This is a genomic window from Kribbella sp. NPDC049227 (assembly GCF_043197265.1).
GTDB lineage: Bacteria > Actinomycetota > Actinomycetes > Propionibacteriales > Kribbellaceae > Kribbella.
This window is the reverse complement of record NZ_JBICST010000007.1, coordinates 495,012-520,223: the sequence shown is the minus strand read 5'-3', so window position 1 is coordinate 520,223 and position 25,212 is coordinate 495,012. Positions and strand designations below refer to the sequence as shown.

The following is a 25,212-nucleotide window of genomic DNA, read 5'->3' as shown; positions in this document are numbered from 1 at the left end:
GCGCGTGGGTGTGAGCTACTCGTACATCTTGTCCAGTACGTCGGCGTACTCGTTCTCGACGTGTTTGCGCTTCAGCTTCAGGCTAGGCGTCATCTCGCCGGACTCGACCGTCAGATCGCGCTCCAGGATCGTGAACTTCTTGATGGTCTCCCACCGGTTCAGCCCGGCGTTCAGCTCGTCGACGTACCCCTGGACCATCACCCGAGCTGCATCCGAGCTCACGATCTCCGCATAGGACTTCCCACCGAGACCGTTGGCCGCACCCCACCCGACGACAGCATCGGGATCCAGCGTCACCAACGCCGACACGAAGTTCCGCCTGTTGCCATGGACAACGAACTGGCTCGCGTACGGGCAGATCATCTTGAACCGCCCCTCGATCACCTGCGGCGCGACGTACTTCCCGCCCGATGTCTTGAAAAGATCCTTCTTCCGGTCGGTGATGAACAGATACTCGTCCTCGAAGTGCCCGATGTCCCCGGTGTGGAACCACCCGTCGGCATCGATCACCTCGGCCGTCTGCTCAGGCTGATTGTGGTACCCGCTCATCACGCCGTCGCCCTTGATCAGGATCTCGCCGTCCTCGGCGATCTTGAACTGCGTGCCGGGGAACGCGGGACCGACACTGCCGAGCCGGTACTGCGTCGGCCGGTTCAGCGTGGCCCCGGCCGCCGTCTCCGACAGCCCGTACCCCTCGAGAATCAGCAGCCCAGCGGCGTGGAACCACTCCGCCAGCTTCTTGTCCAGCGCCGCCGACCCGGACACGAAGAACCGGATCCGTCCACCGAAGCGGGCCCGGATCTTCGACAGCACGAGCCGGTCCGCGGCGGCGTACTGCGCCCCGAGCAGACCGCCCGGCTCCTTGCCCTGCTGGCGCAGCGCGGACACACGCGCGCCCACCCCGAAGGCCCAGTCGAACAGCTTGGCCTTCGGCCCACCCTCGGACGCGATCATCGTCACGATCCGGCCGTGCGCCTTCTCGAAGATCCGCGGCGCCGCGGCCATGAACGTCGGCTGGACGATGGCGGCGTTCTCGACGATCTTGTCGATCCGCCCGTCGATCGCGGTGGCGAACCCGAGCTGGAACTGCACGGCGAGCAGCACCTGACCGAACACGTGCGACAACGGCAGCCAGAGGAACTGCAGATCGTCCGGGCTGAGCACCCGCATCCCCTCGACGGCGGCGCCCTCATACGTCCACACCGAGTGCGGCAGCCGCACTCCCTTCGGCCGACCGGTGGTGCCGGAGGTGTAGATCAGCGTGCAGAGATCTTCCGGCTTGACCTTGGCGATCCGGCCGTCGACGGCGTCCACCTCGTCCGCGCCCAGCGCGTCCAACGCGGCAAGACTGATGACCCAGTCTCCATCGCTGTCCAATGGTTCCCCGTCGATCAGCACCACCTTGCGCACCGACGGAATCTCCGCCTTGCGCTCCCGCAGCTTGTCCACCTGGGCCGCGTCCTCTGCGAACACCACTTGTACGTCGGCGTCCGCGATGATGAAGGCGACGTCGACGGACATCGTGGTCGGGTAGATCGTGGTCGTCGCGGCCGCGGCGAGGACGGCGGCCAGGTAGCACTCGACCCATTCCATCCGGGTGCTGGACGCGATCGCGACGCGCTGCTCGGGCTGGACGCCGAGGGCGACCAGGCCGGCCGCGCGGCGGCGCGCCAGTACGTCCATGTCGCGCCAGCTGACCGACTTCCAGGCGTCACCCGACGGGTACCGGAAGGCCTCTCGGTCGGGAGTCGCGGCGACCCGGTCCAGGAACATCTGGGCCATCGTGTCCTTGCGGTTGCTGAGCAGCGCGAGCTGGCCGGAATCGGCGACAGGCGTCATAACTGGCCTCCATCGGGGGTCAAGTAACCGGAGAGTAATCGGTACCGGGCACCGCTGACCATGGGCACTCGCGTACCCACGTCAGCCTTCTGCATTACGTTTCCGCAACAGGTAACTGGTACCTACGGCCGGTGGCTCCAGTCTTACTGTCCGTTCAACCGCTGCTGATCCAGGGCATGCCGAGCAGCCTCGGCATCGGGGTGATCGAGCGCCTCGAGGATCTCCAACGCCTCGGTCCAACTGGCGTGGGCCGCGTCGTCGTACCCGGCTCGCTCCTCCACTCCGGCCCGCGCCATCAGGCACTCGGCCGTCTCCAGCCGGCGGCCCTGGGCACGCACGATGTCGACCGCGGTCGTGTAGCTGGCGATCGCGTCGTCGAGCCGTCCGGCCGCGGCCAGCGCGAACGCCATCGTGTCGCTGACGACGGCACGCCCGTACTCCGAGTCCTGCTCCTGGAAGAGCTTCAGCGCCTGCTGTGCATAGTCGACCGCGGCCTCGTACTCGCCGAGCTGCGCGTAGTACCAGCCGAGGTTGTTGAGCGCGGTCCCCCGCGCGTCGGTGTGCCCGGTCTGCTCGTAGATCCGCAGCGCCCGGATGGTCTTCTCGATCGCCTCCCGATGCTTCCCCATCCGCGTGAGCACCCGCGCGAGGCTCAGCGACCCGTGCGCGATGGCGGGCTGGTCGTCGAGCTCCTCCGCGATCCCGAGGGCGAGTTCGTGATGCCGGATGGCGTCGTCCCACTCCCGCATCGCCATGTGGCCGCGGGCCAGGTCGCGGCGCGTCTGGGCCTGCTTGCGCAGGTCACCGAGCCGCACGGCCGCCTCGAGCGCCAGCCCTTCGGCCTCCATGTACCCGGACCGGCCGCGGAAGTCGAGATAGTCCGCGATCGCCCACACATACAGCCAGAGCCACTGATCGGCCCGCCCGGCCGCGGATCGCAGTACGGCGAGATTGTTCGGCTGCTCCGAGTCGAACCAGGCGAACGCCTCGTCGCGACTGGCCGGCAGCACGAGCTCGACCGCCGGATCGAGCTCCGGCAACTCGACCGGCTCCCGGGTCGGAGCGAGGAGCAACGCTCCGGCGAACCCGGTGTGCACCAGATAGCCGAGCAACCGCGTGAACGCTTCCGCGGCCTCGCCGGGCCCGCACAGCTCGCGCGCATACGTCCGCAGCAGGTCGTGCAGCACGTAGCGATCCGGTGTGATCTCGACCAGCTGATGATTGGCCACCAGTACAGCGATCATGTTCCGGGCGTCGCGGATCGGCGTACCGGCCAAGGCGGCCGCGGCACCCGTGGTGATCTCGCTGCCGGGATGCTGCGCCAGCAGCCGGAACATCCGCGCCAGCTCGGGCCGCAGCTGCCGGTAGGACCAGGAGAAGATCGTCCGTACGTCGACCCCGTCGGTGGTCGCCAGCGCGTCGAGCGGCGCCTCGTTGACCAGTTCGACGAACGACTTCAGCTCTCGCCGCGGCCGCAGCGCGATCTGGGCCGCGAGCAGCGACAGGGCCAGCGGAAGACCGGCGCAGCGGTCGATCAGGGTGTCGACGCTGGCCGGATCCTCGCGCAACCGCCGCTCACCGACTCTTGCCACGAGCAACTGTCTTGACTGGTCCGGGTCGAGGACGTCGAGCCGGATCGGCTCGGCCTGCTCGGTGGCGACCAGGCCGGCGAGTTCGTTGCGGCTGGTGACGAGCGTGATGCACGTCGCGCCGGTGGCCGCGAGCGGCCGGACCTGCTCGGCCGTACGGGCGTTGTCCAGCACGACGAGAACCGAACGGTCGACGAGCAGGCTGCGGTACAACCCGACCTGTTCGTCCGCGGTCACCGGGAGGCGGTCGGCCGGGATTCCGAGGGCGGCCAGGAACCGGGGCAGCACCGAGAGCGGGTCCGCCGGCACCGCGGCGGGCGAGTAGCCGAGGAGGTCGGCGTACAGGATGCCGTCCGGGAACCGGTCCGCGACCTGCTTGGCCCAATGGATCGCCAGCGAGGTCTTGCCGATACCGGCCGGGCCGATGACGAGCGCGACCCGCGAGCCCGGCAGGAGGTCGTCGAGCTGCCGGAGGTGCTCGGTCCGGCCGGCGAACGCCGGTGCGACGGACGGCAACTGCCGCGGTACGACCATGCTCTCGGTGTCGGTCGCGGCGAGCAGTTCGGCGTGCAGACGTTGGAGTTCGGCACCGGGACCGACGCCGAGGAGATCGCGGAGCCGGCGCGACACCTCGCTGTACGTCGACAGCGCGAGAGCCTGCCGCCCGGCCGCGTGATGGGCGCGCATGAGCTGGACCCAGAAGCGTTCCCTGGTCGGGTATCGATGGACCAACTCGGTGAGTTCGGGGATGACGTCGGCCGCTGCGCCCTGGGCGAGTCGCGCGTCGAACGACAGCTCCTGCGCCCGGAGGTGTTCCTCGACGAGGCGCGGAGTCATCTCTCGAGTGAGAGCGCCCGTGTCGAGGCCGGCGAGCGGCTCGCCTCGCCAGAGCGCGAGGGCCTCGGTGAGGAGTTCGGCCCTGGCCGAGGGATCCGTCGTCTGGCCCGCACGCCGGACCAGCACGCGGAACACCTCGAGGTCGAGACGGGACGGGTCCGCCCGCAGCGTGTAGCCGCCGTCACCGGTCTGGATCATCGTCCGGTCGGTGTCGCCCAGCGCGGCTCGCAACCGGGACACGTAGATCTGCAGCGCCGCCCGCGGACTCGTCGGGAGATCGTCGTCGTCCCAGAGCACGTCGACGAGGTCGTCGGCGCGCACAGTCCGGTTGAGCCTGAGCAACAGGGCGGCCAGCAGCACCGCCGGACGGTGTGACGGCAGCGGAACGACGTCACCGTCGGCGGTCCGAACCTCCACCGTCCCCAGCAACCGGAACCGCAGATTCGCGGATCCGGTCACAGCCCCTTGCTCCAGCTCGGTCACCTCCGCACGAAGGAGACCTCACCCTATCCTCGCGGCTGGGCCATCGCGCCCCTTCGCACGAGGGCCGCAGATTCAAACGAATGCTCTCCGATCAGCGCCGGGCGAGGAGCTCCGCGATCTGGACGGCGTTCAGGGCGGCGCCCTTGCGGAGGTTGTCGTTCGACACGAACAGCACCAGGCCACGGTTGCCCGGGACGGACTGGTCCTGCCGGATCCGGCCGACGTACGACGGGTCCTGGCCGACCGCGAGCAGCGGCGTCGGCAGATCCGCGAGGACGACGCCCGCCGCGGAACCGAGGATCTCGGTGGCGCGCTCGGGGGTGATCGTCTCCGCGAACTCGGCGTGGATGCTGAGCGAGTGGCCGGTGAACACGGGCACCCGGACGCAGGTGCCGGCCACCGGGAGTTCCGGGATGTGCAGGATCTTGCGGCTCTCGTTCCGCAGCTTCTGCTCCTCGTCGGTCTCACCGGTGCCGTCGGCAACGATCGATCCGGCCAGCGGGAGGACGTTGAACGCGATCGGGCCGGCGTACACCTTGGGCTCGGGGAGGGTGACGCCGTCGGTGCCGCGGGCCAGGCGGCCGCCGTACTCGATCAGTGCCTTCGCCTGGTCCTCGAGTTCGCTGACGCCGACGCCACCGGAGCCGGAGACGGCCTGGTAGGTGGAGACGACGAGCCGGGTGAGCGTCGCCTCACGGTGCAGCGGGGCGAGGACGGGCATCGCGGCCATCGTGGTGCAGTTCGGGTTCGCGACGATGTTCTTCGGGAGGTGTTCGAGGTCACCCGGGTTCACCTCGGACACCACCAGCGGCACCTCGGGGTCCATCCGCCAGGCGGACGAGTTGTCCACCACGACAGCACCGGCCGCGGCCACCTTCGGCGCATACTCCTTCGAGGCTGTCTTCCCGTTCGAGAACAACGCGAGGTCGAGGCCGCTGAAGTCCGCCGTCGCGGAGTCCTCGACCGTCACCTCGGTATCCCCGAACGGCAGCTTGCTCCCCGCCGACCGGGCCGACGCGAAGTACCGCACCTCGTCAACCGGGAACTCGCGCTCGACCAGCAGCTCCCGCATGACGCTGCCGACCTGTCCTGTGGCTCCGAAAACTCCTACTCGCATACCCAAGACAGTAATAGGTGAGCCTGTCCGGGCACCGGGAATTCCAGGATGCGGCGGTCCGGCGCCTCGGGGCGGGCGAGGCGCCGGACCGGGCCCTCAGGCGTCGGCGACGAGGGTGCCGCCGTTGGCCACGTCGGTCTTCTCGATCTCGGTGAACACGATGCGGACGGACTCGCGCTTGGCGCCGAGGATGGCGATGGCGGATTCGGTGACGGCGGCGACGAACTCGCGGCGCTGGTCGAGGGTGCGGCCGGACAGGAGCTCGACGGTGATGTTCGGCATGCAGATTCTCCAGAGAGTTGGCGGTTCTGTGTTGTGGGACAGTGTTCCAGGGTTCAGCCGACGGCGGCGGCCCGTCTCGCGGTGACGTCGTCGGGGTCGGTGTCCAGCGACCCGACCAGCTCGTCCACCTCCGGGCGGCGCTCCGGGAGTAGCAGCCCGAGGCCGACGTACACCACCAGGGAAGTTGCCAGCGGCAACGCGACGACCAGCGTGGTGTCGGTGGAGTCGAAGCCCCACTTGGCGATCGCCCAGACCACCAGGCCGATCGCCCACGACGCCAGCGCGGCCCGCGCCCCGCAGCGCCGGAACCACGGCAGCAGACCGAGCATCAACGGGATCGAGATCGGCCCCATGGTCGCGGCCACCAGGTCGACGACGATCTTCAGCACCACACCTTCACCATTGGTCGCGATCGCGATCAGCATGCTCAGCGTGACGAACGTGAACGTGGTGATCCGCGCGAACTTCAACGCCCCCGCATCGGTCAGTCGCCGCACCTTCGGCACCAGCACCGGCGCGAGATCGCGGGTGATGACGGACGAGATCACGTTCGCGTCCGAAGCGACCATCGCCATCGTGTGCGAGAAGAACCCGGCCAGCACCAGCCCGATCAGTCCGGTCGGCAGCAGCAGTTGGGCGAGTTCGACGTACGACTGCTCCGGCTTGCCCGGGTGGACCAGCAGCGGCGCGGCGCACATCGGAATGAACAGGATCAGTGGCCAGACCAGCCACAGCACCGACGACAGCAGCGCGGACCGCTTCGCCTCGGACCCCGACGGCGCGGCCATGTAGCGCTGCGCCAGGTTCCACATGCCGCCGTTGTACTCGAACGTCTTGATGAAGAGGAACGCGATCAGGAAGATCGGCGTGTACGGCCCATTGAGCGCATCACCGTGACCGGCCGGCAACTGGTCCCACATCTTCCACAGCGTCGGTACGCCGTCCAACTGCGCCATCACGCCGACGAACATCGCGATCCCCGCCGCGAACTGGATGACGAACTGCCCGAAGTCGGTGAGTACGTCGGCCCACAGCCCACCGAGCGTCGCGTACAGCATCGTGACCACGCCGGTCAGCAGGATCCCCCACCGCATCGGTACGCCGGTGAATCCGTTCAGCAGTACGGCGATCGCCACCCACTTCGACGCGATGTCGACGACCTTCAGCGCGGCACCGGAGTACGCCAGGGCTTGCTGGGTCGGCAGGTTGTAGCGGCGGGCCAGGTACTCCAGTGGCGATACGACGCCGTGCTTGGAGCGCAGCCGGTTCCAGCGGGCGGCGAACAGGAACGCGCCGATGCCGACGCCGATCCCGATCGACACCGCCCACCAGACGTAGACGGTGATGCCGTAGCTGTAGGCGACCGCGGCGAAGGCGACGAACATGACCGCGCTGTAGCCGGACATGTGATGCGAGATGCCGGACAGCCACCACGGGATCCGGCCGCCGGTCGTGAAGTAGTCGACGACCGTTGTGATCTTGGTGCGCGACCAGACCCCGATCAGCACCATCAGCACGAAATAGCCGACCAGGACCGTCCAGTCCAGTGCGGTCATCAGAGATCCTCCCAGGGGCGATGGGCGAGTGACTGGAAGGTTCCACTGAACAGAACTGAGTGTCAAGTCACGGAACCCGGAACCTTTGGTGGTCCTGTTCCACGGTTGACAGGAGGTTCCGTCGATTAGAACCTTGTTCCGTGAATGCTCAGCCGCCCCTCCACATCAGGCATGCCACCCATCCCGATCAGGTGCCCGGCTTCGACACCGCCGCCTTGCGCTCGCACTACCTCGTCGACGACCTGTTCACGCCGGACACAGTCACCGCGGTGCTCACCCACCACGACCGGATCGTGCTGGCCGGCGCCCTCCCCGCGAACGGTCCGCTGACGCTCGGCACCTGGCCCGAACTGCGCAGCGACTACTTTCTCGAACGCCGTGAGGCCGGCATCGTCAACGTCGGCGGCCCGGGCACGGTCACCGCGGACGGCACCAAGTACGAGCTGCCCACCGCAGCGTGCCTGTACGTCGGCCGCGGGGTTCGCGAGGTCGTCTTCGAGGGCTCGGACGCGGCGTTCTACCTCTTCTCGGCCACCGCGCACACCGAGTTCCCGACCACGTTGGTCAATCCCGGTGAAGGCAACCGGCTCGAGCTCGGCGACCAGCAGACCGCGAACCGCCGCACGATCGACCAGTACATCCACGCCGACGGCGTCCGCAGCTGCCAGATCGTGCTCGGCGTCACCACCCTGCACGCCGGGAGTACGTGGAACACGATGCCCGCGCACACGCATGACCGCCGTACCGAGTGCTATCTGTACTTCGGCCTGCCCGAGACCGAGCGGATCGTCCACCTGCTCGGCGAGCCCGAGGAGACCCGGCACCTCCTGGTCGCGGACCGCCAGGCGGTCATCTCGCCCAGCTGGTCGATCCACTCCGGCGCCGGCACCTCGTCGTACAGCTTCGTGTGGGCGATGGCGGGCGAGAACCAGGCGTTCGGGGACATGGACGGCGTCGACGTCCGGGACCTGCGGTGACGGCTGACCCGTTCAGCCTCGGCGGGCGTACGGCGCTCGTCACCGGAGCCCGGCGGGGTATCGGGGCGGCGATCGCGGCCGGGTACGCCGCGGCCGGCGCCGAGCTGATCCTGATGGCGCGCGACGCCGCGCTCGAGGACACGCTCGAAGCGATCAAGCAGAACGGCGGCGGTGAGGCGACGGTCGTCATCGCCGACTTCGCCGACCCGGACGCGGTCGAGGCGACCGCGGTCGAACTGGCGCGGACGCGGCGGATCGACATCCTGGTCAACAACGCGGGCACGATCCGGCGCGGGCCGGCGGCCGAGACCGGCACCGCCGACTGGCGGCACGTGATCGACGTGAACCTCAACTCCACCTGGGCGGTGACCCGGCCGATCGGTGCCGCGATGGCCGAACGGCGTACCGGCAAGATCGTCACGATCGCCTCGTTGCTGAGTTTCCAGGGCGGGGTCAGGGTTCCGGCCTACACTGCCAGTAAGCACGCGGTCGCGGGACTGACCCGAGCCCTGGCCAACGAGTGGGGACCGGCCGGAGTCCAGGTGAACGCGATCGCACCCGGCTACATCAGTACCGACAACACCACCGACCTGCGCGCGGACCCTGCCCGCGACGCCGCCATCCGGGAGCGCATCCCGGCCGGTCGCTGGGGGCGGGCGGAGGATCTGGTCGGCGCCGCGGTCTTCCTGGCCTCGGCGGCGGCCGACTACGTCAACGGGCAAGTGCTCGCGGTCGACGGTGGCTGGCTGGCCCGGTGATGGGCGCAGGTAGGTGACGTGAGGAGTGGCAGGATGACCGACATGAGTTCGCCCTCGGCCATCGACAAGACGCTGATGGTGCTGGACGCCGTCCTGGAGCACTCGCGCTTCACCGACGTCGTGAACGCGACCGGCCTGGCCAAGTCGACGGTGCACCGGATCATGGCGTCGCTGGTGGAGCACGAGTTCGTCGCCCAGGCCGAGGACGGGTCGTACCACCCGGGACCGAAGGCGCTCCGGCTGGCCGGTCACGCCCTCACCAACGTCGACCTGGCCACCGTCGCCCGGCCGGTCCTCGCGGATCTCGTCGCGCAGACCCGCTGCACGGTGCACGTCGGACTGCTCAATGGTGACGAGGCGATCTACGTCGCACGTCTCGACGGCCCGAAGCCGTACCGGATGCCGTCTCGCGTGGGCAAAGCGTTCTGGCTGCACTGCACCGGCATCGGCAAGGCGCTCCTGGCCGAGAAGGACGACGAGGCCCTCGACGCGCACATCACCCGCACCGGTCTGCCGGCCCGCACTCCCCTGACCCATACGACCGCGGCCGCGCTCAAAGCCGACCTCGCCCAGGTCCGCACCCGCGGCTACGCGCTGGACGACGAGGAGAACGAACCGGGCATCCGCTGCGTCGCCTCGGTCATCCACGACCACACAGGTACGGCGATCGCCGCCGTCAGCATCTCCACACTGTCTCTGGAGCAATCCATCGCCCAGGTGGCCCTGATGGCTCCCGCCGCGATCGAAGCCGCCCGCAAAATCTCCGCAGCCCTCGGCTACCTGGAGCCCACCCGCTAACTCGTGGCGCTGGTGTAGCGGCGGAGTCCGCGGCGCCAGATCAGCCAGGCGATCCCGCCCGCGCCACCGGCAACGGCGAGCGCTGCCAGGACCCCTCCTCCCCCGCGCATCAGTGCCTCGACCGGCACGGTGGCGATCAATGCCACGGGCAGCGCGTAGGTGAAGGCAACCCGCAGTACAGGGCTGTAGATCTGGACCGGGTACCGAGCGAATTGCCAGACCGCGTCGTACAGCACATCGAGGTCGAGCCCGAACGCCCAGAACACCACTGACGCCAGCATCAACCGCGTCGCCCACATGACGACGGTCGCCGCGGCCACCACCACGAGCCAGCCGAGGACTCCGGTCGCCGTGATCGTGAGGCCTGCCTGCACGACACCGCCGGTCACGATGCACAGCCCGGCTCCGACCTGGATCAACGCCAACGGCGCAAAGGCTCCGAAGCTCGCCAGGAAGATGGCCGGCGCCGGCTGCAACAGCACGGCGTCGAACTGCCCGTTCTTCACCTGGCCGCCGAACCACGCCAGGTTCGGTTCAACGAAGGTACTGCGAAGTCCGGTGACGACCTGGAACGTGCCGAGCAGCACTGTCGCCTCACCCGCAGACCAGCCGCCCAGCGAGGCCGTGCGGCTGAAGACCATGCCGAGAGCGGCCAACGATGCGGCGGCGCCGATGCAGGTGGTGACGAGTTCGAAGAACATGTCCGCACGGAACGCCAAGGTGCGCCGCAGCGACAGGGAGAACAACGCTCCGAAGAGCCTGATGAGCCTGAACACCTATCCTCCGAAGGCAGTGAAACGACGGACGGCGCGCCGCCAGACGACGACGGCGATCACGATGAAGGCGACCAGCCAGCCGGCCTGTGTCGCGTAGACCTGGAGCGGCTCCCGGATGTTGCCAGCGGCAACCTCGGCGGGAGCGCCCAGCATCGACCAGAAGGGCAGGACCGCGCCGATCTCCCGGAGCGGACCGACCAGGTAGGTCAGCGGCGCCGCGGTCCCACCCAGCAGGAAGATCAACGTCTCCCCCACCCCGACCGCACCGTGCGCGCGCTGCATCCACACGGCCGACAGCGCCAGCGTGTAGGTGAAGACGAAGCGCAGGGCCGCGGCCAGTACGACGGCAGGCAACGCCAGACGAGATCGAGACCACGCAAGGACACGCCGGCGAACAGACCGACGATCACGATGACCGGCAGGCCGAAGAGCAGATGCCAGAACCGCAGTGCGAGGTTGGTGGCCAGGAAATCGAGGACCACCGGTCGCGGCTTCACCAGTTCGGCCGCGAAGTCACCGCCGTAGATCGCGTTCGCCAGCGTGTGGTGCTCGAACGAGACCGTCACCAGTTGAACGGCGAGGAGGACAACGTAGTACGTCGTGATCCCGCTGCTCCCGGGGACGGCCGAGGACCAGACGAAGAGACCGAGCAGCGGCGTCACCGTCTGGCCGGCCACCAGGGTGATCACGAAGGACCGGAAGCTCCACCACTCCACCGAGCTGCGCCAGATCCCCGCCCGGAGCAGACGAAGGGTGTGCCCGGTCACCGCGCTCCGTCCCGGTACAACCGGTCCAGTACGACGTCGAGCGCCGGATCCACGAGGTCCGGTGCAAGGGTCATGCTCAGCGCGCCGAGGTCGCCGTCGTACCGGATGCGGCCGTGGTCGATCAGGATGACCCGGCGGCACAACGCCTCCACGTCGGCCATGTAGTGGCTGGTCAGCAGGATCGTTGCCCCGGTCCGGGCGGCGTACTCGGCGACGAACCGGCGGAGCGTCGCGGCGGCCGAGACGTCGAGTCCCAACGTGGGTTCGTCGAGGAACAGGACCTTGGGCCGGTAGACCATCGCCATCGCCAAGCCGGCCCGCATCCGCTCGCCGAGGCTCAACGCCCGCACCTGGCGCGGCAGCAGCGCGCTGATGTCGAGCAGGTCGACGAGTTCGTCCACGGCGGTGCGGAAGTCCTCGCGCGGCACCTCGTACAGCAGTTGCTGATAGCGGAGCGAGTCCATGACTGTCAGCTCCGCGGGGCCGCCGATCGGCTGGCTTCCGCGGATCAGGGCGATCGTTCGCAGATAGCTTCGGCGCCGCTGCCACGGAACGGAACCGAGCACGCGGACGTCTCCGCTGGTTGGGTGCAGGATGCCGGCGAGGATCTTCATGGTCGTGGTCTTGCCGGCGCCGTTCGGGCCGAGGAAGCCGACCACCTCGCCCGCGGCCAGCCCGAAGGTCAGGTCCGTCACCGCGTCGATCTCGCGGTACTCGCGCCGTACCACCGAGCGGAGCGCCGCCCGCAGACCGGCCGGGCGGACCGGTGCGCGGTACCGCATCCCCAGCCGGTCGACCCACACTGTCCTCGCCTCGTCAACACTCATAAGCTCAACCTAGAAAGCTGATGCAAGCTGAAGGGTTTGGAGGGCTATGCGTGCCTGACCCAGGCGCTGACGAGCCGAAAAGCCTTCGTTTGCACTCGAAGCAGTACCTGCGCCCGATCGACCTGGCGCGGCTGGCCGGCCTAGGGGTCACGCAGATCCGGACCTACGAGAAGGTCGGCTTCCTGCCACCGGCTGAGCGCGGACCGAACGGGTACCGCCGCTACACCGACGTACACGTCGAGGCCTTGCGGGTCGCTCGCATCGTGATCGCCGGCTATGGCTGGCAGCCTGCCCTCGACGTCATGCGCGCGATCCACGCGGGCGACCGGACGGCGGTGCTCGACCTGGTCAACGCCAGCCACGGCGCCCTGGACCATCAGCGCGTCCGTACGCAGGCCGCGCTCGACGCGATCGAGTCAGCCCTTCGCCCGACCACCTCGCAGCTGCGCACCCGCCGTCTCCGAATCGCGGAAGCCGCCGCGATAGCCGGCGTCAGGCCGTCCGCGGTGCGGTTCTGGGAGCAGCAAGGGCTCCTGCAGCCGGAGCGCGAGGCGTCCACGGCGTACCGCGTCTACAGCCCGGAGCAGCTACGGCGGCTGACGGTCATCGCGTTGCTGCGCGACGTCGGGCAGCCGTTCGACGTGATCCGAGACGTCCTGGACGAGCTCTCACAGGGCCGCCCCGACCAGGTCAGACGTGCTCTGCACGAGCGCCTCGACATCCTCGAGGACCGAACGTGGCGGTGCATCGGAGCGACCGCCGCCATCCGCCATTACCTGACCAACTGAGCGGTACGTCGGGCGCCGGCCCAGCGGACGACGGGGACGAAGAGGATGCCGGCCGCGGCGAACCAGACGCCCAGGATGATCCAGCCGGGGACGCCGAGGCCGAGTGGGAGCAGGGCCAGGATGGTTGGGGCGACCATCGTGCTGATGGACATGCTGGTGTTCCAGACGCCTTGGTACTGGCCTTGGGCGTGCTCGGCGGCGAGTTCGAAGCCGAGCAGGAACGAGCCGGAGGACTGCAGGAGCTCGCCGGCCACCTGGACCAAGGCACCGAGGGCGAGCAGGCCGACCGCGACGGCGGCGTTCCCCCAGGAGGCTCCGGCGAACAGGATCATCGATGCCAGAAGCAACAGTCCGGCGGTCCGGGTGGCCCACGCGGCCGTGGTCAGATCCGAGATCCCGCGCGAGGACCGGACCTGGAAGAGCGCGACCACCACGGTGTTGATGATCAGCGTCAGGGCGACCATCCAGCGCGGCGCCTCGGTGTGGTCGACCACCCAGAGCGGGATCGCGACGTCGAAGATGGCGTAGTGGATCGACATCGCGGCGTTCAGCGCGGCCACCGCCAGATACCCACGATCGCGCAGGGCGACCCAGACCGGTCCGTCGTCGCTTCGTTCGAGCGGTGCCACAGCAGGCACCGCCAGTACGACGAACGCCGCGATCGCACTGAGCACCGCATCGAGCACGAACATCAGCCGGTACGCCGTAGCCGTGTCGAAGTGCAGCGCGAACGCACCGATTCCGGCGCCGGCCATGATGCCGATGTTGGTCACCGCCCGCAGGTAGGCACGGGCGGCAACCCGGCCTGCGCCTTGCGTGATGGCGGCGATCAGTGCGCCCCGGACGGCTCCCGCTCCCCGGTCGAAGGCAGTCAGCACGATCGACACGATCAGGAACTGCCAGAAGGTGTCCACCAGCAGGTAGAGCAGCGACACCCCGCAGAGTACGAGGCTCAGGATGACGAACAGGGTGCGCGGACCCCGGCGGTCGGCCACATGCCCCATCGGCACCGCTGACAACAGACCGAACAGGCCGGCGACGGTGAGCCCGAGTCCGACCTGTGCGATGGACAATCCGACGATCCGGGTGAAGTACAGCACACTGACCGTCATCAGCAGCCCGTTGCCGACCCGGCTGAGCAGGGTGGCCAGTGCGAGCGGGCGAAGTGGTCCAGGTGCGGGCAGCAGGCCGCTCATGCGCGCGCCGCTACGCGCTGCGCGGTCTCACGGAGCTCATCCATCAGGTCGACGCCGGAGTCCAGCATCCGCTGCATCTTCTCCGGTTCCTGCCGGCCGAACATGACGCCGATGGTGACCTCGTGCTCCGGCCGGCTCAGCACCTCGACCGGATCACCGGCACCGATCGATCCGGTCCGCAGTACCTTCAGATAGGCGCCCGGGCGGCCGGCCTGGTGGAATCGCTTGACCCAGTGCGGCTCCTGCATCCTGTGCTGGAACGTGATGCACGGGATCCGCGGCGCCCGGACCATCACCTCGACGTCGGCGCCGATCCGCCAGGTCTCGCCCAGCAACGCCCCGGTGATGTCGAGGCCCTCGGTGCGCAGGTTCTCACCGAACAGACCGGCCGGGATCTCCCGGCCCAGGTGCGCGGACCACCAGTTCGCGTCCTCGTCGGCGTACGCGTAGATCGCCAGGTCCGGGCCGCCGTGGTTCTTGGTGTCGCACACCCTGTCACCGGTCAGCCCGAGCTCGCCGACCTCTACCCGGCCCGCCTGCGGTCGCTTGTCGATGGCGGTGAGTCCGGTCTCCTTCGGACCCGGAATCAGTTTCTCCACAACGTTGACCGTCAGCACCCGCATACCGGGCATACTCTCTCGCCCGGCGTGCGGTCTCCACTGAATTTCTAGTCCTGGATGGCTTTCACGATCGCGATGTTGCGGGTGAGCCAGTCCTGAGGCAGGGACTCGTCGGCGTCCTCCAACGTCCACAGCACGTTGAGCATCTGCCGGACGATCACCCAGTCGCGGGCGCGCTCCTCGTCCAGGCCGGCGGCGTCGATCGCCGTGTAGAAACGCTGTTTGACCGCGAACCGAAGGTCGCCGGAGGCAACGATCTCGTCCCAGCGGTTCCAGATCAGCGGCGCGACCTCGAAGTGCGGGTCGCCGGACAGCGGCTTCGGGTCGATCACCAACCAGGGCTCGCGTTCTGCCGCCAGCATATTCTCGTAGTGCAGATCGGTGTGGATCAGCCGGCCGTCCGTCGCCGGGTCCGCGACGAAGTCCTCGGACAGCGCGATCGCCTGCTCGACGTACCGATGCGGCACCGGCGCCGAGGCCGGCAACTGCCGGAACCGCTCGAGCCACCGCTTCAGCTCACCCGACAGCGTCCGGAACTGCGGTCCGGCCGGGACATGCAACCGCTTGTAGGTGCTGCCAACGATCTCGCAGGCGTCGAGGGCATCGATCGTGGTCAGGTCCCGCGGTTCCAGCCGCTCGAGCAGCAACGCGAACCGCCGCGGATCGGCCCGCAGCAACTGGACCACGCCGTTCCCGGCCCACGCCCGCAGCGCGAGATGCTCGGTCTCGGCCTCCCAGTGCGGGAACTGCACCTTCAGTACGGCGCGCTGACCGTCCGCCGTCGTCACCGGGACGACCAGAGCACAGTTCCCGTACGCCGACGTACCGTCGACGCGCAACTGCCACTCGTCGAGCAGCTCGCGGGTCAACCGGGGCAGCCGATCGAGCCAGTCCGCCCAGTCCTGACCTCGCGACGCGACGACCAGTAACCCGGTGGGGATCTCGACCGGCACTACTTCTTGGCCTTCTCCCCGGTGTCGGTGGTGCGCAGGGCGGCGATGAAGGCCTCCTGCGGTACCTCGACCCGGCCGACCATCTTCATCCGCTTCTTGCCTTCCTTCTGCTTCTCCAGCAGCTTGCGCTTACGGGTGATGTCACCGCCGTAGCACTTGGCCAGCACGTCCTTGCGCATCGCGCGGATCGACTCGCGGGCGATGATGCGGGACCCGATCGCGGCCTGGATCGGCACCTCGAACTGCTGCCTGGGGATCAGTTCCTTCAGCTTGCCGGCCAGCGCGACGCCGTAGGAGTACGCGTTGTCGCGGTGCACGATCGCCGAGAACGCATCGACCGTCTCGCCCTGCAGCAGGATGTCCACTTTGACCAGCGCGGCGGCCTGCTCACCGGTCGGCTCGTAGTCGAGCGACGCGTAGCCCTTGGTCTTCGACTTCAGCTGGTCGAAGAAGTCGAAGACGATCTCGGCCAGCGGCAGCGTGTAGCGCAGCTCGACCCGGTCCTCGGACAGGTAGTCCATGCCCTGCAGGTTGCCCCGCTTGGCCTGGCACAGCTCCATGATCACGCCGATGAAGTCCTTCGGGCTGAGGATGGTCGCCTTCACCACCGGCTCGTAGATCTCGGCGATCTTGCCTTCCGGGAACTCGCTCGGGTTGGTGACGACGTGCTCCTTGCCGTCCTCCATCTCGACCCGGTAGACGACGTTCGGCGCGGTCGAGATCAGGTCGAGATCGAACTCACGCTCGAGCCGCTCACGGACGATCTCCATGTGCAGCAGCCCGAGGAAGCCGCAGCGGAACCCGAACCCGAGCGCGCCCGAGGTCTCCGGCTCGTACTGCAGGGCCGCGTCGTTCAGCTGCAGCCGCTCCAGCGCGTCCCGCAGCGTCGGGTAGTCGTCGCCGTCGATCGGGAACAGCCCGGAGTACACCATCGGCTGCGGATGCTTGTAACCGCCGAGCGCTTCCGTCGCACCGTGCACGGCCGCGGTGACGGTGTCGCCGACCCGGGACTGGCGGACGTCCTTCACGCCGGTGATCAGGTAACCGACCTCGCCCACACCGATACTCGGCGTCTTCATCGGCTCCGGCGAGATCACCCCGACCTCGAGCATCTCGTGTACGGCGCCGGTCGACATCATCTTGATCCGGTCCCGGTGGGTCAGCTCGCCGTCGACCACCCGGACGTAGGTGACCACGCCGCGGTAGGTGTCGTAGACCGAGTCGAAGATCAGGGCCCGCGGCGGCGCGTCCTTGACGCCCTGCGGCGGCTCGACCTGCGCGACGATCTCGCTGAGCAGGTCCTCGACGCCCTCGCCGGTCTTCGCCGACACCTTCAGGACGTCGGACGGGTCGCAGCCGATGATGTGGGCCAGCTCGGCCGCGTACTTCTCCGGCTGGGCGCTGGGCAGGTCGATCTTGTTCAGCACCGGGATGATGTGCAGGTCCGCGTTCAGCGCGAGGTACAGGTTGGCCAGCGTCTGCGCCTCGATGCCCTGCGCTGCGTCGACCAGCAGCACCGCGCCCTCACACGCCTCCAGCGACCGGGACACCTCGTAGGTGAAGTCGACGTGCCCGGGGGTGTCGATCATGTTCAGGATGTACGTCGTACCGTCCGGGGCGAGCAGGCCGCCCGGGGTGTCCGGTCCAGGCGCGAACGGCAGCCGGACCGCCTGCGACTTGATCGTGATGCCGCGTTCGCGCTCGATGTCCATCCGGTCGAGGTACTGCGCCCGCATCGAGCGGTCGTCGACCACCCCGGTGATCTGCAGCATCCGGTCGGCCAGCGTCGACTTGCCGTGGTCGATGTGGGCGATGATGCAGAAGTTCCGGATCAGCGACGGGTCGGTACGACCTGGCTGAGGCACGGTCGTGGGGCCAGCGGGCACGGAGGGGATCCAGTTCAGCTCGGGTGACGGACAATCGGTCAATCATCCCATGCAGGGCCAGCGGATTCGAAAACCGCGAGCGGTCCGGGGCCCGGCGACCTACCGTTTGTGGGCATGGCGCACGCTGCTGGGGTCCGGTTGCCCTTCGAGGAGGTGCCCGCCGGTGTGCGGGCGTGGGTGGAGCGCGCGCTCGGGTCGGCGGTGGTATCCGCCACGACCCAGCAGGGCGGGTTCTCCCCCGGCGTCGCCGCCCGCCTGGTGACCGCATCCGGCCGCCGCGCCTTCGTCAAGACCGTCGGTACGTCGCTCAACCCGAAGACCCCGACGCTGTTCCGCAACGAGATCGCCGCGATCCAGGGCGTCGGCCCGTTGCCGACGGCCCCGGCGCTTTACGACGTGTACGACGACGGCGACTGGGTCGGGCTGCTCCTGGAGGACATCGAGGGCTGGCTGCCGTCCCACCCGTGGGAACAGCACGAGGCCGACCGTGTCCTGGACGCTCTGGCCGAGCTGACCGCAGCACTCGACCCTTCGCCGTGGCCGGACGCGCCGGTCGCCGCCGTACGGAGTGAGGAGTTCTTGAGCCGGTGGGACAACGTCATCGCGGACGGGCTCGACGTACCCGACTGGGTGGCCGGACGCGAGGAAGAGCTGGCAGAGCTGTCGCGGACCGGGCTGCGGGCTCTGGCGGAGGGCAAAGCGCTGGCGCACTGGGACCTGCGGGCCGACAACATCATCCTCACCGACGACCGGGTGGTCTTCATCGACTGGGCACACGCGGCGTCGGCGCCGCCTTGGACCGACACGGTCATCCTGCACGCGGACATGCGTGAGTCGGTCCAGTTGCCCGAGCTGCCCGACGACGTGGGGATCACCGGGTTCCTGGCCGCCATCGCGGGCGGTCTGTGGTGGGGCGCGGCTCAGCCGGCCCCACCCGGCCTACCGACCATCCGGCCCTGGCAGCGCAGACACGCCCTGATCCACCTGGACTGGGTACGGGAGCGGCTGTCCTGACCCGGAACGCAGCGTTTCCCGAGGATGCGCGTCTCTGAAGGTGTGACGAATCTAGTGGTGAGTATCGAGCAGCATCCTCACCAGGTGGCGGCCGGCGACGAGGCACGTGATGCTGAGCCGATGTCAGCTGTCGACCCGGACCACGGTCGAGCCGGAGCCGTCGGTGCCGTCGGAGTAGTGCAGTTGGCCGAGGTACCGCATGCCGGCGGTCAGACCGGTCCAGGACGCGGTCACGCTGGTTTCGCCGGCCGTCTGGACGGGCTGCTCCGGTGGGCTGACCGTCAGGTTGCCCTGCGGGTTCTGGAGTTCCCAGTGGTTGAGCTTCACCTGTTGGTGGTCGGCTCCGGCGAACAGGTCGACGTACACGTCCACTGGTCCACCGGCGGGCTGTGCGAGGTCGACCTGTTCCTCGGCCGAGCCGCCGGTGCTGCTGCCGAGCAGCGTCGCCGTACTGGCCTTGTAGACGAAGACATCCAGGTCCGTACCGGCTGGGTAGTCCGCGTCGAACGTCGAGAACCGGGCGTACTTCACACCGGCCTGGACGTTCACCGTGAACTTGGCGACGTGGTCGTTGATCTGCGGGTTCGCGGTCGGGAACGACACCCCGCCCGGGTTCTTCAGGTCGGCCTCGGCGATGGTCGCTGCCGTCAGGCCAACCGCGGTCGTGTTGAGTGTGCCGGAGTACCCGGCGGTGATGGGCACCTGCACGGATCCTGCGGTCCCGGTCCCCGTGACCTGCGTCGGTGCCTTGACCGTGAGCGGCTTGATCGCGAGCGTACTGGTCACCGCATGCTGGTTCGACTTCCAGGTCAGCTTGCCGAACGAGTACTGCTCGAGCGGCGCACCCGTGTTCTCGAAGGTGACCTTGTACGTCGCCTTGTGGCCGGGCAGCGTGATCAGGATGCGCGGTGTCACGGTCACCTTGACCTTGGCCAGGCCTTCGACCTTCGGGACGTAGATCTCGGGGAGTCGGCCAACGTTCGTCACGGTGCGGGTCACGGTCTGCTTGCCGGCTAGGTCACCGACCGCGATCGTCGGGTAGTTCAAGTCACTCGGGTCGATCTTGCCGCCCACACACAGCTCGTGCGTCGCCGGCACCTGGCCGGACCCGCAGACGAACTTGGCCCAGTCGGCGTACGACGAGTCGTAGACCAGGCCGGGGTCCATCGCCTTCTTCGGCTGCACGAGGCCGGCGCCATACCCGAACGGGTTGGCCTCTGAGCCCGAGTCGTTGCGGATCGGTTTACCGCTGGTGTCCTGGTCGGTGCCGGTGGTCAGCAGCGCCGACTTGATCGCCATCGGCGACCAGCCCGGGTGCCTGCCCTTCAGCACCGCCGCGGCGCCGGCGATGTGCGGCGACGCCATCGACGTACCGCTCATGAACGCGTACTCGCCACCGGCCGCGCTGAAGGCGGTCGTCGCTGCGAGCACATTGGTGCCCGGCGCCATGATGTCCGGCTTGAGCAGGTCACCGTTGCCGGCCGGGGACGGTCCGCGGCTGGACGAGGTCGCGACCTTCGGTGCGGTCACGCGGACCGGCGTACCAGGGCCGATCGTGGCGGCCGGGTTCGCCGTACCGCCGACGTATTCCTTGACCGCGGGCGCGACCTTGTCGCCGAGGTGCACGGTCGGGACCGTGTGCAGGTCAGCGTCCTGCGTGCCCGGGGTGATGTTGAGCAGGATCATGCCGACGCCGCCGGCCTTCTTCACCTGCGCGCTCTTGTCGACCCGGTCGTTCACGCCGCGGTCGCAGACCACGATCTTGCCGCGAACCTTTGCCGGGTCGAGGGTGCCGCCTTGGCACAGGCTGCTCTCGTTCACGCCGTCGGGGCCGGCGTCCTTGGCCAGGATCACGGGGGCTGACGGCGCACCGGCGCCGATGCCCGCGCCGGTGTAGGACTTGCCGTCGCCGAGGGTCACGGTCGTCTGGATGTCGCGGTCATGGGTGCCATTGGCAACCGTCGTCACCCAGGGGTAGTTCTTGCCGACCGTGCCGACGCCCGGACCGGTGTTGCCGGCGCTCGTGGCCACGAACACGCCCGCCTTGGCGGCACGCAGGAACGCCAGGCCGGTGGCGTTCACGTACGTCGAGCCGGAGCCGGAGACCGAGTAGTTGATCACGTCCACACCGTCCGCGACCGCTGCGTCGATACCGGCCACGATGTCCGCGTCGGTGCCGCTGCCGCCACCGCTCTGGTCGACGGCCCACAGCACCTTGTAGATCGCCAACCGTGCCTGCGGGGCGATGCCGGAACCCTTGCCGTAGTCGCGGCCCATGACGCTCATCTCGACGTCGTGGTTGCCGCCCGCCGTACTGGCCGTGTGGGTGCCGTGACCGCCGTAGTCCCGCGGCGACTTGAACTCCTCCGCGATCGGGCGGCTGCCGATGCCCTTGTCGAAGTACCGGGCGCCGATCACCTTGTTGTTGCAGGTGACAGGCGCCTCCTCACCGGCCTGGCAGGTGCCCTTCCACTTCTTCGCGACGATCGCGTCCGACCGCTTGCTGGTCTTAATCGGCGCGAAACTCGCCCGCTCGGGGACGAAGCCCGAGTCGATGACGCCGATGATCACGCCGTCGCCGGCCCGGTCGACCCCACCGGCCTGCTGCCAAGCTCCACCCTTGCCGGACATCCCCAGGAAGCGCGGGGTGTCCACGGTGTCCTGCCTCTGGAGCTCGCTCGGCTCGACGCTCTTCACTCCGGACGACTTGGCCAGCTTGACGGCTTCGTCGTACGACATCTGCGCGGAGAAACCGGAGTACGTGTAGCTGTAGTCGTACAGCTTCTTCACCTCGGGGACCGTCTCCAGAAGCGCTTGGCGCTCCTCGGCCAGGTGCTTGACGTACCCGACGACCTGGCTGGCCGTCTTCACCAACTTCCCGCCCGGCAGCACGCGTGTGGCAGGCAGTCCGGCGATGTCACCGCCGTACTCGGCGACCGGTGCGTCATCGAGCTGGACGATGTACGAGCCGGTGTCGGACCGCTTGACCAGCGGATCAGCCGCCGCCGGTGTCTCACCACTCTGCAGTGCGTTGGCCGCACGGGCGATGAGCGGAACACCAGCCAGCGACGCAACAAGCGCGGTGACCACGACGATCGGCGTACGACGAAACACAAATCTCCTCCGGGAGCGACGGAGCGCCCGAGTATGCCGCCCGGTAGTCGCTATGTCACGCTCGGGCAGAATATGTGGCGGAGGAGGAGACTTATGGCGGACTTGGCGGAATCCATTGCGGTGGGCGCGTCGGCGGAGCGGCTTTATGGGCTGGTCAGTGATCTGCCTCGGATGGGTGAGTGGAGTCCGGAGTGCACTCGGGTGAGGTGGTCCTCGGGTACGGCGGGGCCGGTGGTGGGGGCGCGGTTCGTCGGGCACAACCGGGTGGGTGCGGTTCGGTGGTTCACGCAGGGGCGGGTGGTAGAGGCTGAGCCGGGGCGGCGGTTCGCGTTCTGGATCCACTTCGGGCCGGTACCGATCTCGCTGTGGGCCTACGAGTTCGCGGCGACCGCCGACGGGTGTGAGGTGACCGAGTCGTGGACGGACCGTCGGCCGGTGGTGATGCGGACGGTGTTCCAGCGCGTGTTCGGGGATCGGACGCGGCTCAACCGGCGCGGGATCCGGGTGACCCTGGAGCGGCTCAAAGCCGCGGCAGAGGTGGACTGACGTCGCCGCGGGGGTGGTCGGGTTTGGAGCTGACGGTGGCTTGTTGGTAATCTGGCTCTTCGCGCACCCACGGGTGGTGTACAGCCGTGCGCGCGACACCTTCCTGTTAATGACCGCATACTCCTGATCGAGGCTCTGCTCACGTGGCGAACATCAAGTCCCAGATCAAGCGCAACCGCCAGAACGAGGCTGCGCGACTTCGCAACAAGTCGGTGAAGTCGACCCTCAAGACGGCTGTTCGCCGCTTCCGCGAGGCCGCCGAGACCGGCGACTCCGCGAAGGCGCAGGAGCACGCCCGCGTGGCCGGCCGCCTGCTCGACAAGGCCGTCAGCAAGGGCGTCATCCACGCCAACCAGGCCGCCAACCGCAAGTCGGCCATCTTCAAGAAGGCCGCCTCTCTCTGAGGCAGCCCGCCAACGATCGGCCCGTCCAAGACCGGCCGATCGTTTTTGCGTTCCCAAACCCTCCAGGTTCGGGAGCCGCCCGGGGATTCCTCGCCTTGCGTGCTCGGCCCTCCAGGCTCGCGCGCCCTCCACTCCTCGGCTTGCCTGCTCGGACTCGATCCGCGGCCGGAACTCCTCACCATGCGTGCCCGAACTCGGCTCGCGCGCCCGGCACTCCTCGCCTCGCGTGCTCGGACTCGGTACCGCGCCCGGCACTCCTCGCCTCGCGTGGTCGGACTCGGTCCGCGCGTTCCGGGGACTCCTCTGGCTTGCGTGGTCGGACTTGGATCGCGCGCCGGGGATTCCTCGGCTTGTGTGGTTGGCGGTGCTCGGTTGATCGGCTGGGGTTAGCGGCGGCCGTGGGAGCGGCTGACGGTGATGACCATCCGCTCGAGGGCGTAGCCGGCGTCGCCTGAGGCGCCCTTCACGTCGGCGTCGGCCTGGGCCACCGCCTTGATCGCGGTAGCCAGCCCACCCGGGGTCCACCCGCGGACCTGCTGCTTCAACTGCTTCAGCTTCCACGGCGGTACGCCGACCTCCCGGGCCAGGTCCGCCTCGCGAAGCCCGCCCGGGGCACTCGAGAACTTCGCCAACCCGCGCAGACCACCCGCCATCGCGCTCGTCACCAGCACCGGCGCGACGCCACAGTCCAGCGCCCACCGCAACTGCTCTAGAGCCGGCTCGGTCCGGCCCGCGATCGCCGCATCCGCGACCGCGAAGCTCGTCACCTCCGCACGACCACCGAAGTACTGCCCGATCAGCTCGGCCGTGACCGCCTGCCCGCCCGAGTCCGAAACCAACTGGGAACAGGCCCCCGCCAGCGCCCGCAGATCGTGACCGACCGCGTCGACCAGCGCCGACGACGCCCGCTCGTCCACACTGCCGCCGAGCAGCCGAATCTCCCCGGCTACGAACTGCGGCAACTCCCACGCCTTCGGCGCGGTCGCCACGACCTCGCTGACCGATGCCTTGCGCAACTTGTCGAGGACGCCTTTGCCCTTCTGGCCGCCCGAGTGCACGAGCACGACCAGCACGTCGTCCGACGGGCTCCCGGCGTACTCGAGCAGGTGCGGGACCATGTCGGGCGGCAGGTTCTCCAGCGCTCGCATGACCAGGACACGCTCGCTCGCGAACAGCGACGGACCGGTCAGCTCCGCGAACACCCCCACGTCCAGCCCGGTCGCGTCGACATCCGTCACCTCGATGTCGGCCTCGCCTTTGGACGCCGCCTCCTTGGACACCGCGGCGATCGCCGACTTGACGGCACGGTCCGCGAGGAACGCCTCGGCACCGGTCACCAGCAGTACGTCGCCCAGCTTGGGCGCGGAACCCCTACGAGCAGCCACCCGGCCAGCATCCCATGTCGCGTCGACAGAAACTCGCTGGAGGTCGCTTGCACCGACCGGCAAGGATGGCGGCATGACCGACCCTGTTGCCCCTGTCGACGCCCTGATCCTGGTGGACCTGCAATCGGCCTCCGTCTCCGGCGAGAACGCCGTACCTGGAGCCGATCGTCTCCTGGACCGGACGACCGAACTGCTCGACCGTGCGCGGGAGGCTGGGGCGGTCGTTGTGCATCTGCAGAACGACGGTGCTCCCGGCGCGGCCGACGAGCCGGGGACGCGGGGCTGGGAGTTGTACCTGCCGGTGAAGCCGGGTCCGCGTGAGCAGGTGATTCGCAAGCCTCGTGACGACGGCTTCGACGCGACACCGCTCGGTCAGCTCCTGGTCGCCGCCGGCGTGAGGTCGATTGCGATCTGCGGCGTGATGTCCGAGATGTGCGTACAGGCCACCGCGCGGACTGCCCTGGCCCGCGGCTACCGCGTCGTCCTCCCGTACGACGCGCACGGCACCTACGACATCCCCGCTGTCACTGGCATCAGCGACGAAGTCCCGGCGCAGGTGGTCTCCCGAGTAGCCGCGTGGTCCCTCGGCGACGAACCTGAAAGCACAGTCCCCGCCGCGGCCGTCACGTTCTCCTGACCTCCTGGCTCCTGACCCTCCTGACCCTCCTGGCTCGTGGCTCCTGCCGGTGGCCTCCTGATC

General features: G+C 68.6%; 23 protein-coding genes. 8 read left to right on the top strand and 15 right to left on the bottom strand.

What is annotated here, in order from left to right; all coding sequences use genetic code 11:
* Positions 1-15 precede the first annotated feature (15 nt).
* From ACGFH6_RS32030 to ACGFH6_RS32010, 5 genes are all read right to left on the bottom strand, one after another.
* Positions 16-1,839 (bottom strand): AMP-dependent synthetase/ligase, encoded by a 1,824-nt coding sequence (locus tag ACGFH6_RS32030; RefSeq protein ID WP_393391375.1) that lies wholly within the window; start codon positions 1,837-1,839, stop codon positions 16-18.
* Positions 1,840-1,982: 143 nt separating this feature from the next.
* Positions 1,983-4,748, bottom strand: coding sequence for a BTAD domain-containing putative transcriptional regulator (locus ACGFH6_RS32025; RefSeq protein ID WP_393391373.1), 2,766 nt, complete (start codon positions 4,746-4,748; stop codon positions 1,983-1,985).
* A gap of 91 nt (positions 4,749-4,839) precedes the next feature.
* Positions 4,840-5,865: an aspartate-semialdehyde dehydrogenase gene (locus ACGFH6_RS32020; protein WP_393391371.1), complete on the bottom strand. Its 1,026-nt coding sequence runs from the start codon at positions 5,863-5,865 to the stop codon at positions 4,840-4,842.
* Between the two features lie 96 nt (positions 5,866-5,961).
* Entirely contained in the window at positions 5,962-6,147 is a 186-nt protein-coding gene (locus tag ACGFH6_RS32015) for a tautomerase family protein (protein WP_393391369.1), read from the bottom strand.
* 53 nt (positions 6,148-6,200) lie between these two features.
* Entirely contained in the window at positions 6,201-7,703 is a 1,503-nt protein-coding gene (locus ACGFH6_RS32010; protein WP_393391367.1) for a sodium:solute symporter family protein, read from the bottom strand.
* A 140-nt stretch (positions 7,704-7,843) separates the two neighbouring features.
* On the opposite strand from ACGFH6_RS32010, the gene kduI reads away from it, so the two are divergent.
* The 3 genes from kduI to ACGFH6_RS31995 are packed head-to-tail and all read left to right on the top strand — an operon-like array spanning position 7,844 to position 10,236.
* Positions 7,844-8,680, top strand: coding sequence for a 5-dehydro-4-deoxy-D-glucuronate isomerase (gene kduI, locus ACGFH6_RS32005; protein WP_393391365.1), 837 nt, complete (start codon positions 7,844-7,846; stop codon positions 8,678-8,680).
* The gene (locus ACGFH6_RS32000; RefSeq protein ID WP_393391363.1) at positions 8,677-9,438 is read left to right on the top strand and encodes an SDR family oxidoreductase; all 762 of its coding nucleotides are present in this window, start codon (positions 8,677-8,679) and stop codon (positions 9,436-9,438) included. Before kduI ends, ACGFH6_RS32000 begins: the two co-directional genes overlap by 4 nt.
* Before the next feature lie 33 nt (positions 9,439-9,471).
* The gene (locus ACGFH6_RS31995; RefSeq protein WP_393391361.1) at positions 9,472-10,236 is read left to right on the top strand and encodes an IclR family transcriptional regulator; all 765 of its coding nucleotides are present in this window, start codon (positions 9,472-9,474) and stop codon (positions 10,234-10,236) included.
* Here ACGFH6_RS31995 and ACGFH6_RS31990 read toward each other — a convergent pair.
* Genes ACGFH6_RS31990 through ACGFH6_RS31975 form a run of 4 tightly spaced genes read right to left on the bottom strand, consistent with a single transcriptional unit; the run spans position 10,233 to position 12,606 of the window.
* On the bottom strand, positions 10,233-11,012 hold the full coding sequence (locus ACGFH6_RS31990; RefSeq protein WP_393391359.1) for an ABC transporter permease: 780 nt from the start codon (positions 11,010-11,012) through the stop codon (positions 10,233-10,235). The two genes, ACGFH6_RS31995 and ACGFH6_RS31990, sit on opposite strands and share 4 nt — an antisense overlap.
* Positions 11,013-11,300 carry an ABC-2 family transporter protein gene (locus ACGFH6_RS31985; protein ID WP_393391357.1) on the bottom strand — a complete coding sequence of 96 codons (288 nt, stop codon included), beginning with the start codon at positions 11,298-11,300 and terminating at the stop codon, positions 11,013-11,015.
* A complete protein-coding gene (locus ACGFH6_RS31980) occupies positions 11,252-11,779 on the bottom strand; it encodes a hypothetical protein (protein WP_393391355.1) in 528 nt (175 codons plus the stop codon). The genes ACGFH6_RS31985 and ACGFH6_RS31980 overlap by 49 nt, the downstream gene beginning before the upstream one ends.
* Positions 11,776-12,606, bottom strand: a complete 831-nt coding sequence (locus ACGFH6_RS31975) for an ATP-binding cassette domain-containing protein (protein ID WP_393391353.1) — start codon at positions 12,604-12,606, stop codon at positions 11,776-11,778. Before ACGFH6_RS31975 ends, ACGFH6_RS31980 begins: the two co-directional genes overlap by 4 nt.
* A gap of 50 nt (positions 12,607-12,656) precedes the next feature.
* On the opposite strand from ACGFH6_RS31975, the gene ACGFH6_RS31970 reads away from it, so the two are divergent.
* Complete coding sequence (locus tag ACGFH6_RS31970; RefSeq protein WP_393391351.1) at positions 12,657-13,394, top strand: MerR family transcriptional regulator; 738 nt, start codon at positions 12,657-12,659, stop codon at positions 13,392-13,394.
* Here the strand turns inward: ACGFH6_RS31970 and ACGFH6_RS31965 are convergent.
* The 4 genes from ACGFH6_RS31965 to lepA are packed head-to-tail and all read right to left on the bottom strand — an operon-like array spanning position 13,379 to position 18,049.
* Positions 13,379-14,590, bottom strand: a complete 1,212-nt coding sequence (locus ACGFH6_RS31965; protein WP_393391349.1) for an MFS transporter — start codon at positions 14,588-14,590, stop codon at positions 13,379-13,381. The genes ACGFH6_RS31970 and ACGFH6_RS31965 overlap by 16 nt on opposite strands.
* Positions 14,587-15,213: an MOSC domain-containing protein gene (locus tag ACGFH6_RS31960; protein WP_393391347.1), complete on the bottom strand. Its 627-nt coding sequence runs from the start codon at positions 15,211-15,213 to the stop codon at positions 14,587-14,589. The genes ACGFH6_RS31965 and ACGFH6_RS31960 overlap by 4 nt, the downstream gene beginning before the upstream one ends.
* 44 nt (positions 15,214-15,257) lie before the next feature.
* Positions 15,258-16,163, bottom strand: a complete 906-nt coding sequence (locus ACGFH6_RS31955; RefSeq protein WP_393391345.1) for an aminoglycoside phosphotransferase family protein — start codon at positions 16,161-16,163, stop codon at positions 15,258-15,260.
* The gene (lepA, locus tag ACGFH6_RS31950) at positions 16,163-18,049 is read right to left on the bottom strand and encodes a translation elongation factor 4 (protein ID WP_393391343.1); all 1,887 of its coding nucleotides are present in this window, start codon (positions 18,047-18,049) and stop codon (positions 16,163-16,165) included. Before lepA ends, ACGFH6_RS31955 begins: the two co-directional genes overlap by 1 nt.
* 114 nt (positions 18,050-18,163) lie before the next feature.
* Here lepA and ACGFH6_RS31945 point away from each other — a divergent pair, with 114 nt between their 5' ends.
* Positions 18,164-19,063 carry a hypothetical protein gene (locus ACGFH6_RS31945; RefSeq protein ID WP_393391341.1) on the top strand — a complete coding sequence of 300 codons (900 nt, stop codon included), beginning with the start codon at positions 18,164-18,166 and terminating at the stop codon, positions 19,061-19,063.
* Positions 19,064-19,186: 123 nt separating this feature from the next.
* Here ACGFH6_RS31945 and ACGFH6_RS31940 read toward each other — a convergent pair whose 3' ends face one another.
* Positions 19,187-22,177 (bottom strand): S8 family serine peptidase, encoded by a 2,991-nt coding sequence (locus tag ACGFH6_RS31940; protein ID WP_393391339.1) that lies wholly within the window; start codon positions 22,175-22,177, stop codon positions 19,187-19,189.
* Between the two features lie 93 nt (positions 22,178-22,270).
* Here ACGFH6_RS31940 and ACGFH6_RS31935 point away from each other — a divergent pair, with 93 nt between their 5' ends.
* A complete protein-coding gene (locus ACGFH6_RS31935) occupies positions 22,271-22,723 on the top strand; it encodes an SRPBCC family protein (RefSeq protein WP_393391338.1) in 453 nt (150 codons plus the stop codon).
* A 143-nt stretch (positions 22,724-22,866) separates the two neighbouring features.
* On the top strand, positions 22,867-23,127 hold the full coding sequence (gene rpsT / locus ACGFH6_RS31930) for a 30S ribosomal protein S20 (protein ID WP_360447226.1): 261 nt from the start codon (positions 22,867-22,869) through the stop codon (positions 23,125-23,127).
* Positions 23,128-23,513: 386 nt separating this feature from the next.
* On the opposite strand, the gene holA is transcribed toward rpsT, so the two are convergent.
* Positions 23,514-24,512 (bottom strand): DNA polymerase III subunit delta, encoded by a 999-nt coding sequence (gene holA, locus ACGFH6_RS31925; protein WP_393391335.1) that lies wholly within the window; start codon positions 24,510-24,512, stop codon positions 23,514-23,516.
* Between the two features lie 73 nt (positions 24,513-24,585).
* Between holA and ACGFH6_RS31920 the strand changes: the two genes are divergently transcribed.
* Positions 24,586-25,149 (top strand): isochorismatase family protein, encoded by a 564-nt coding sequence (locus ACGFH6_RS31920; protein ID WP_393391333.1) that lies wholly within the window; start codon positions 24,586-24,588, stop codon positions 25,147-25,149.
* Positions 25,150-25,212: the final 63 nt, after the last annotated feature.

Excerpts from the sequence above, each read along its gene's own strand:
- ACGFH6_RS32030 (WP_393391375.1), bottom strand. The coding sequence starts at position 1,839 with ATGACGCCTGTCGCCGATTCCGGCCAGCTCGCGCTGCTCAGCAACCGC.
- ACGFH6_RS32020 (WP_393391371.1), bottom strand. The coding sequence starts at position 5,865 with ATGCGAGTAGGAGTTTTCGGAGCCACAGGACAGGTCGGCAGCGTCATG.
- ACGFH6_RS32015 (WP_393391369.1), bottom strand. The coding sequence starts at position 6,147 with ATGCCGAACATCACCGTCGAGCTCCTGTCCGGCCGCACCCTCGACCAG.
- ACGFH6_RS32010 (WP_393391367.1), bottom strand. The coding sequence starts at position 7,703 with ATGACCGCACTGGACTGGACGGTCCTGGTCGGCTATTTCGTGCTGATG.
- ACGFH6_RS31995 (WP_393391361.1), top strand. The coding sequence starts at position 9,472 with ATGACCGACATGAGTTCGCCCTCGGCCATCGACAAGACGCTGATGGTG.
- ACGFH6_RS31975 (WP_393391353.1), bottom strand. The coding sequence starts at position 12,606 with ATGAGTGTTGACGAGGCGAGGACAGTGTGGGTCGACCGGCTGGGGATG.
- ACGFH6_RS31965 (WP_393391349.1), bottom strand. The coding sequence starts at position 14,590 with ATGAGCGGCCTGCTGCCCGCACCTGGACCACTTCGCCCGCTCGCACTG.
- ACGFH6_RS31960 (WP_393391347.1), bottom strand. The coding sequence starts at position 15,213 with ATGCGGGTGCTGACGGTCAACGTTGTGGAGAAACTGATTCCGGGTCCG.
- ACGFH6_RS31945 (WP_393391341.1), top strand. The coding sequence starts at position 18,164 with ATGGCGCACGCTGCTGGGGTCCGGTTGCCCTTCGAGGAGGTGCCCGCC.
- ACGFH6_RS31935 (WP_393391338.1), top strand. The coding sequence starts at position 22,271 with ATGGCGGACTTGGCGGAATCCATTGCGGTGGGCGCGTCGGCGGAGCGG.
- ACGFH6_RS31920 (WP_393391333.1), top strand. The coding sequence starts at position 24,586 with ATGACCGACCCTGTTGCCCCTGTCGACGCCCTGATCCTGGTGGACCTG.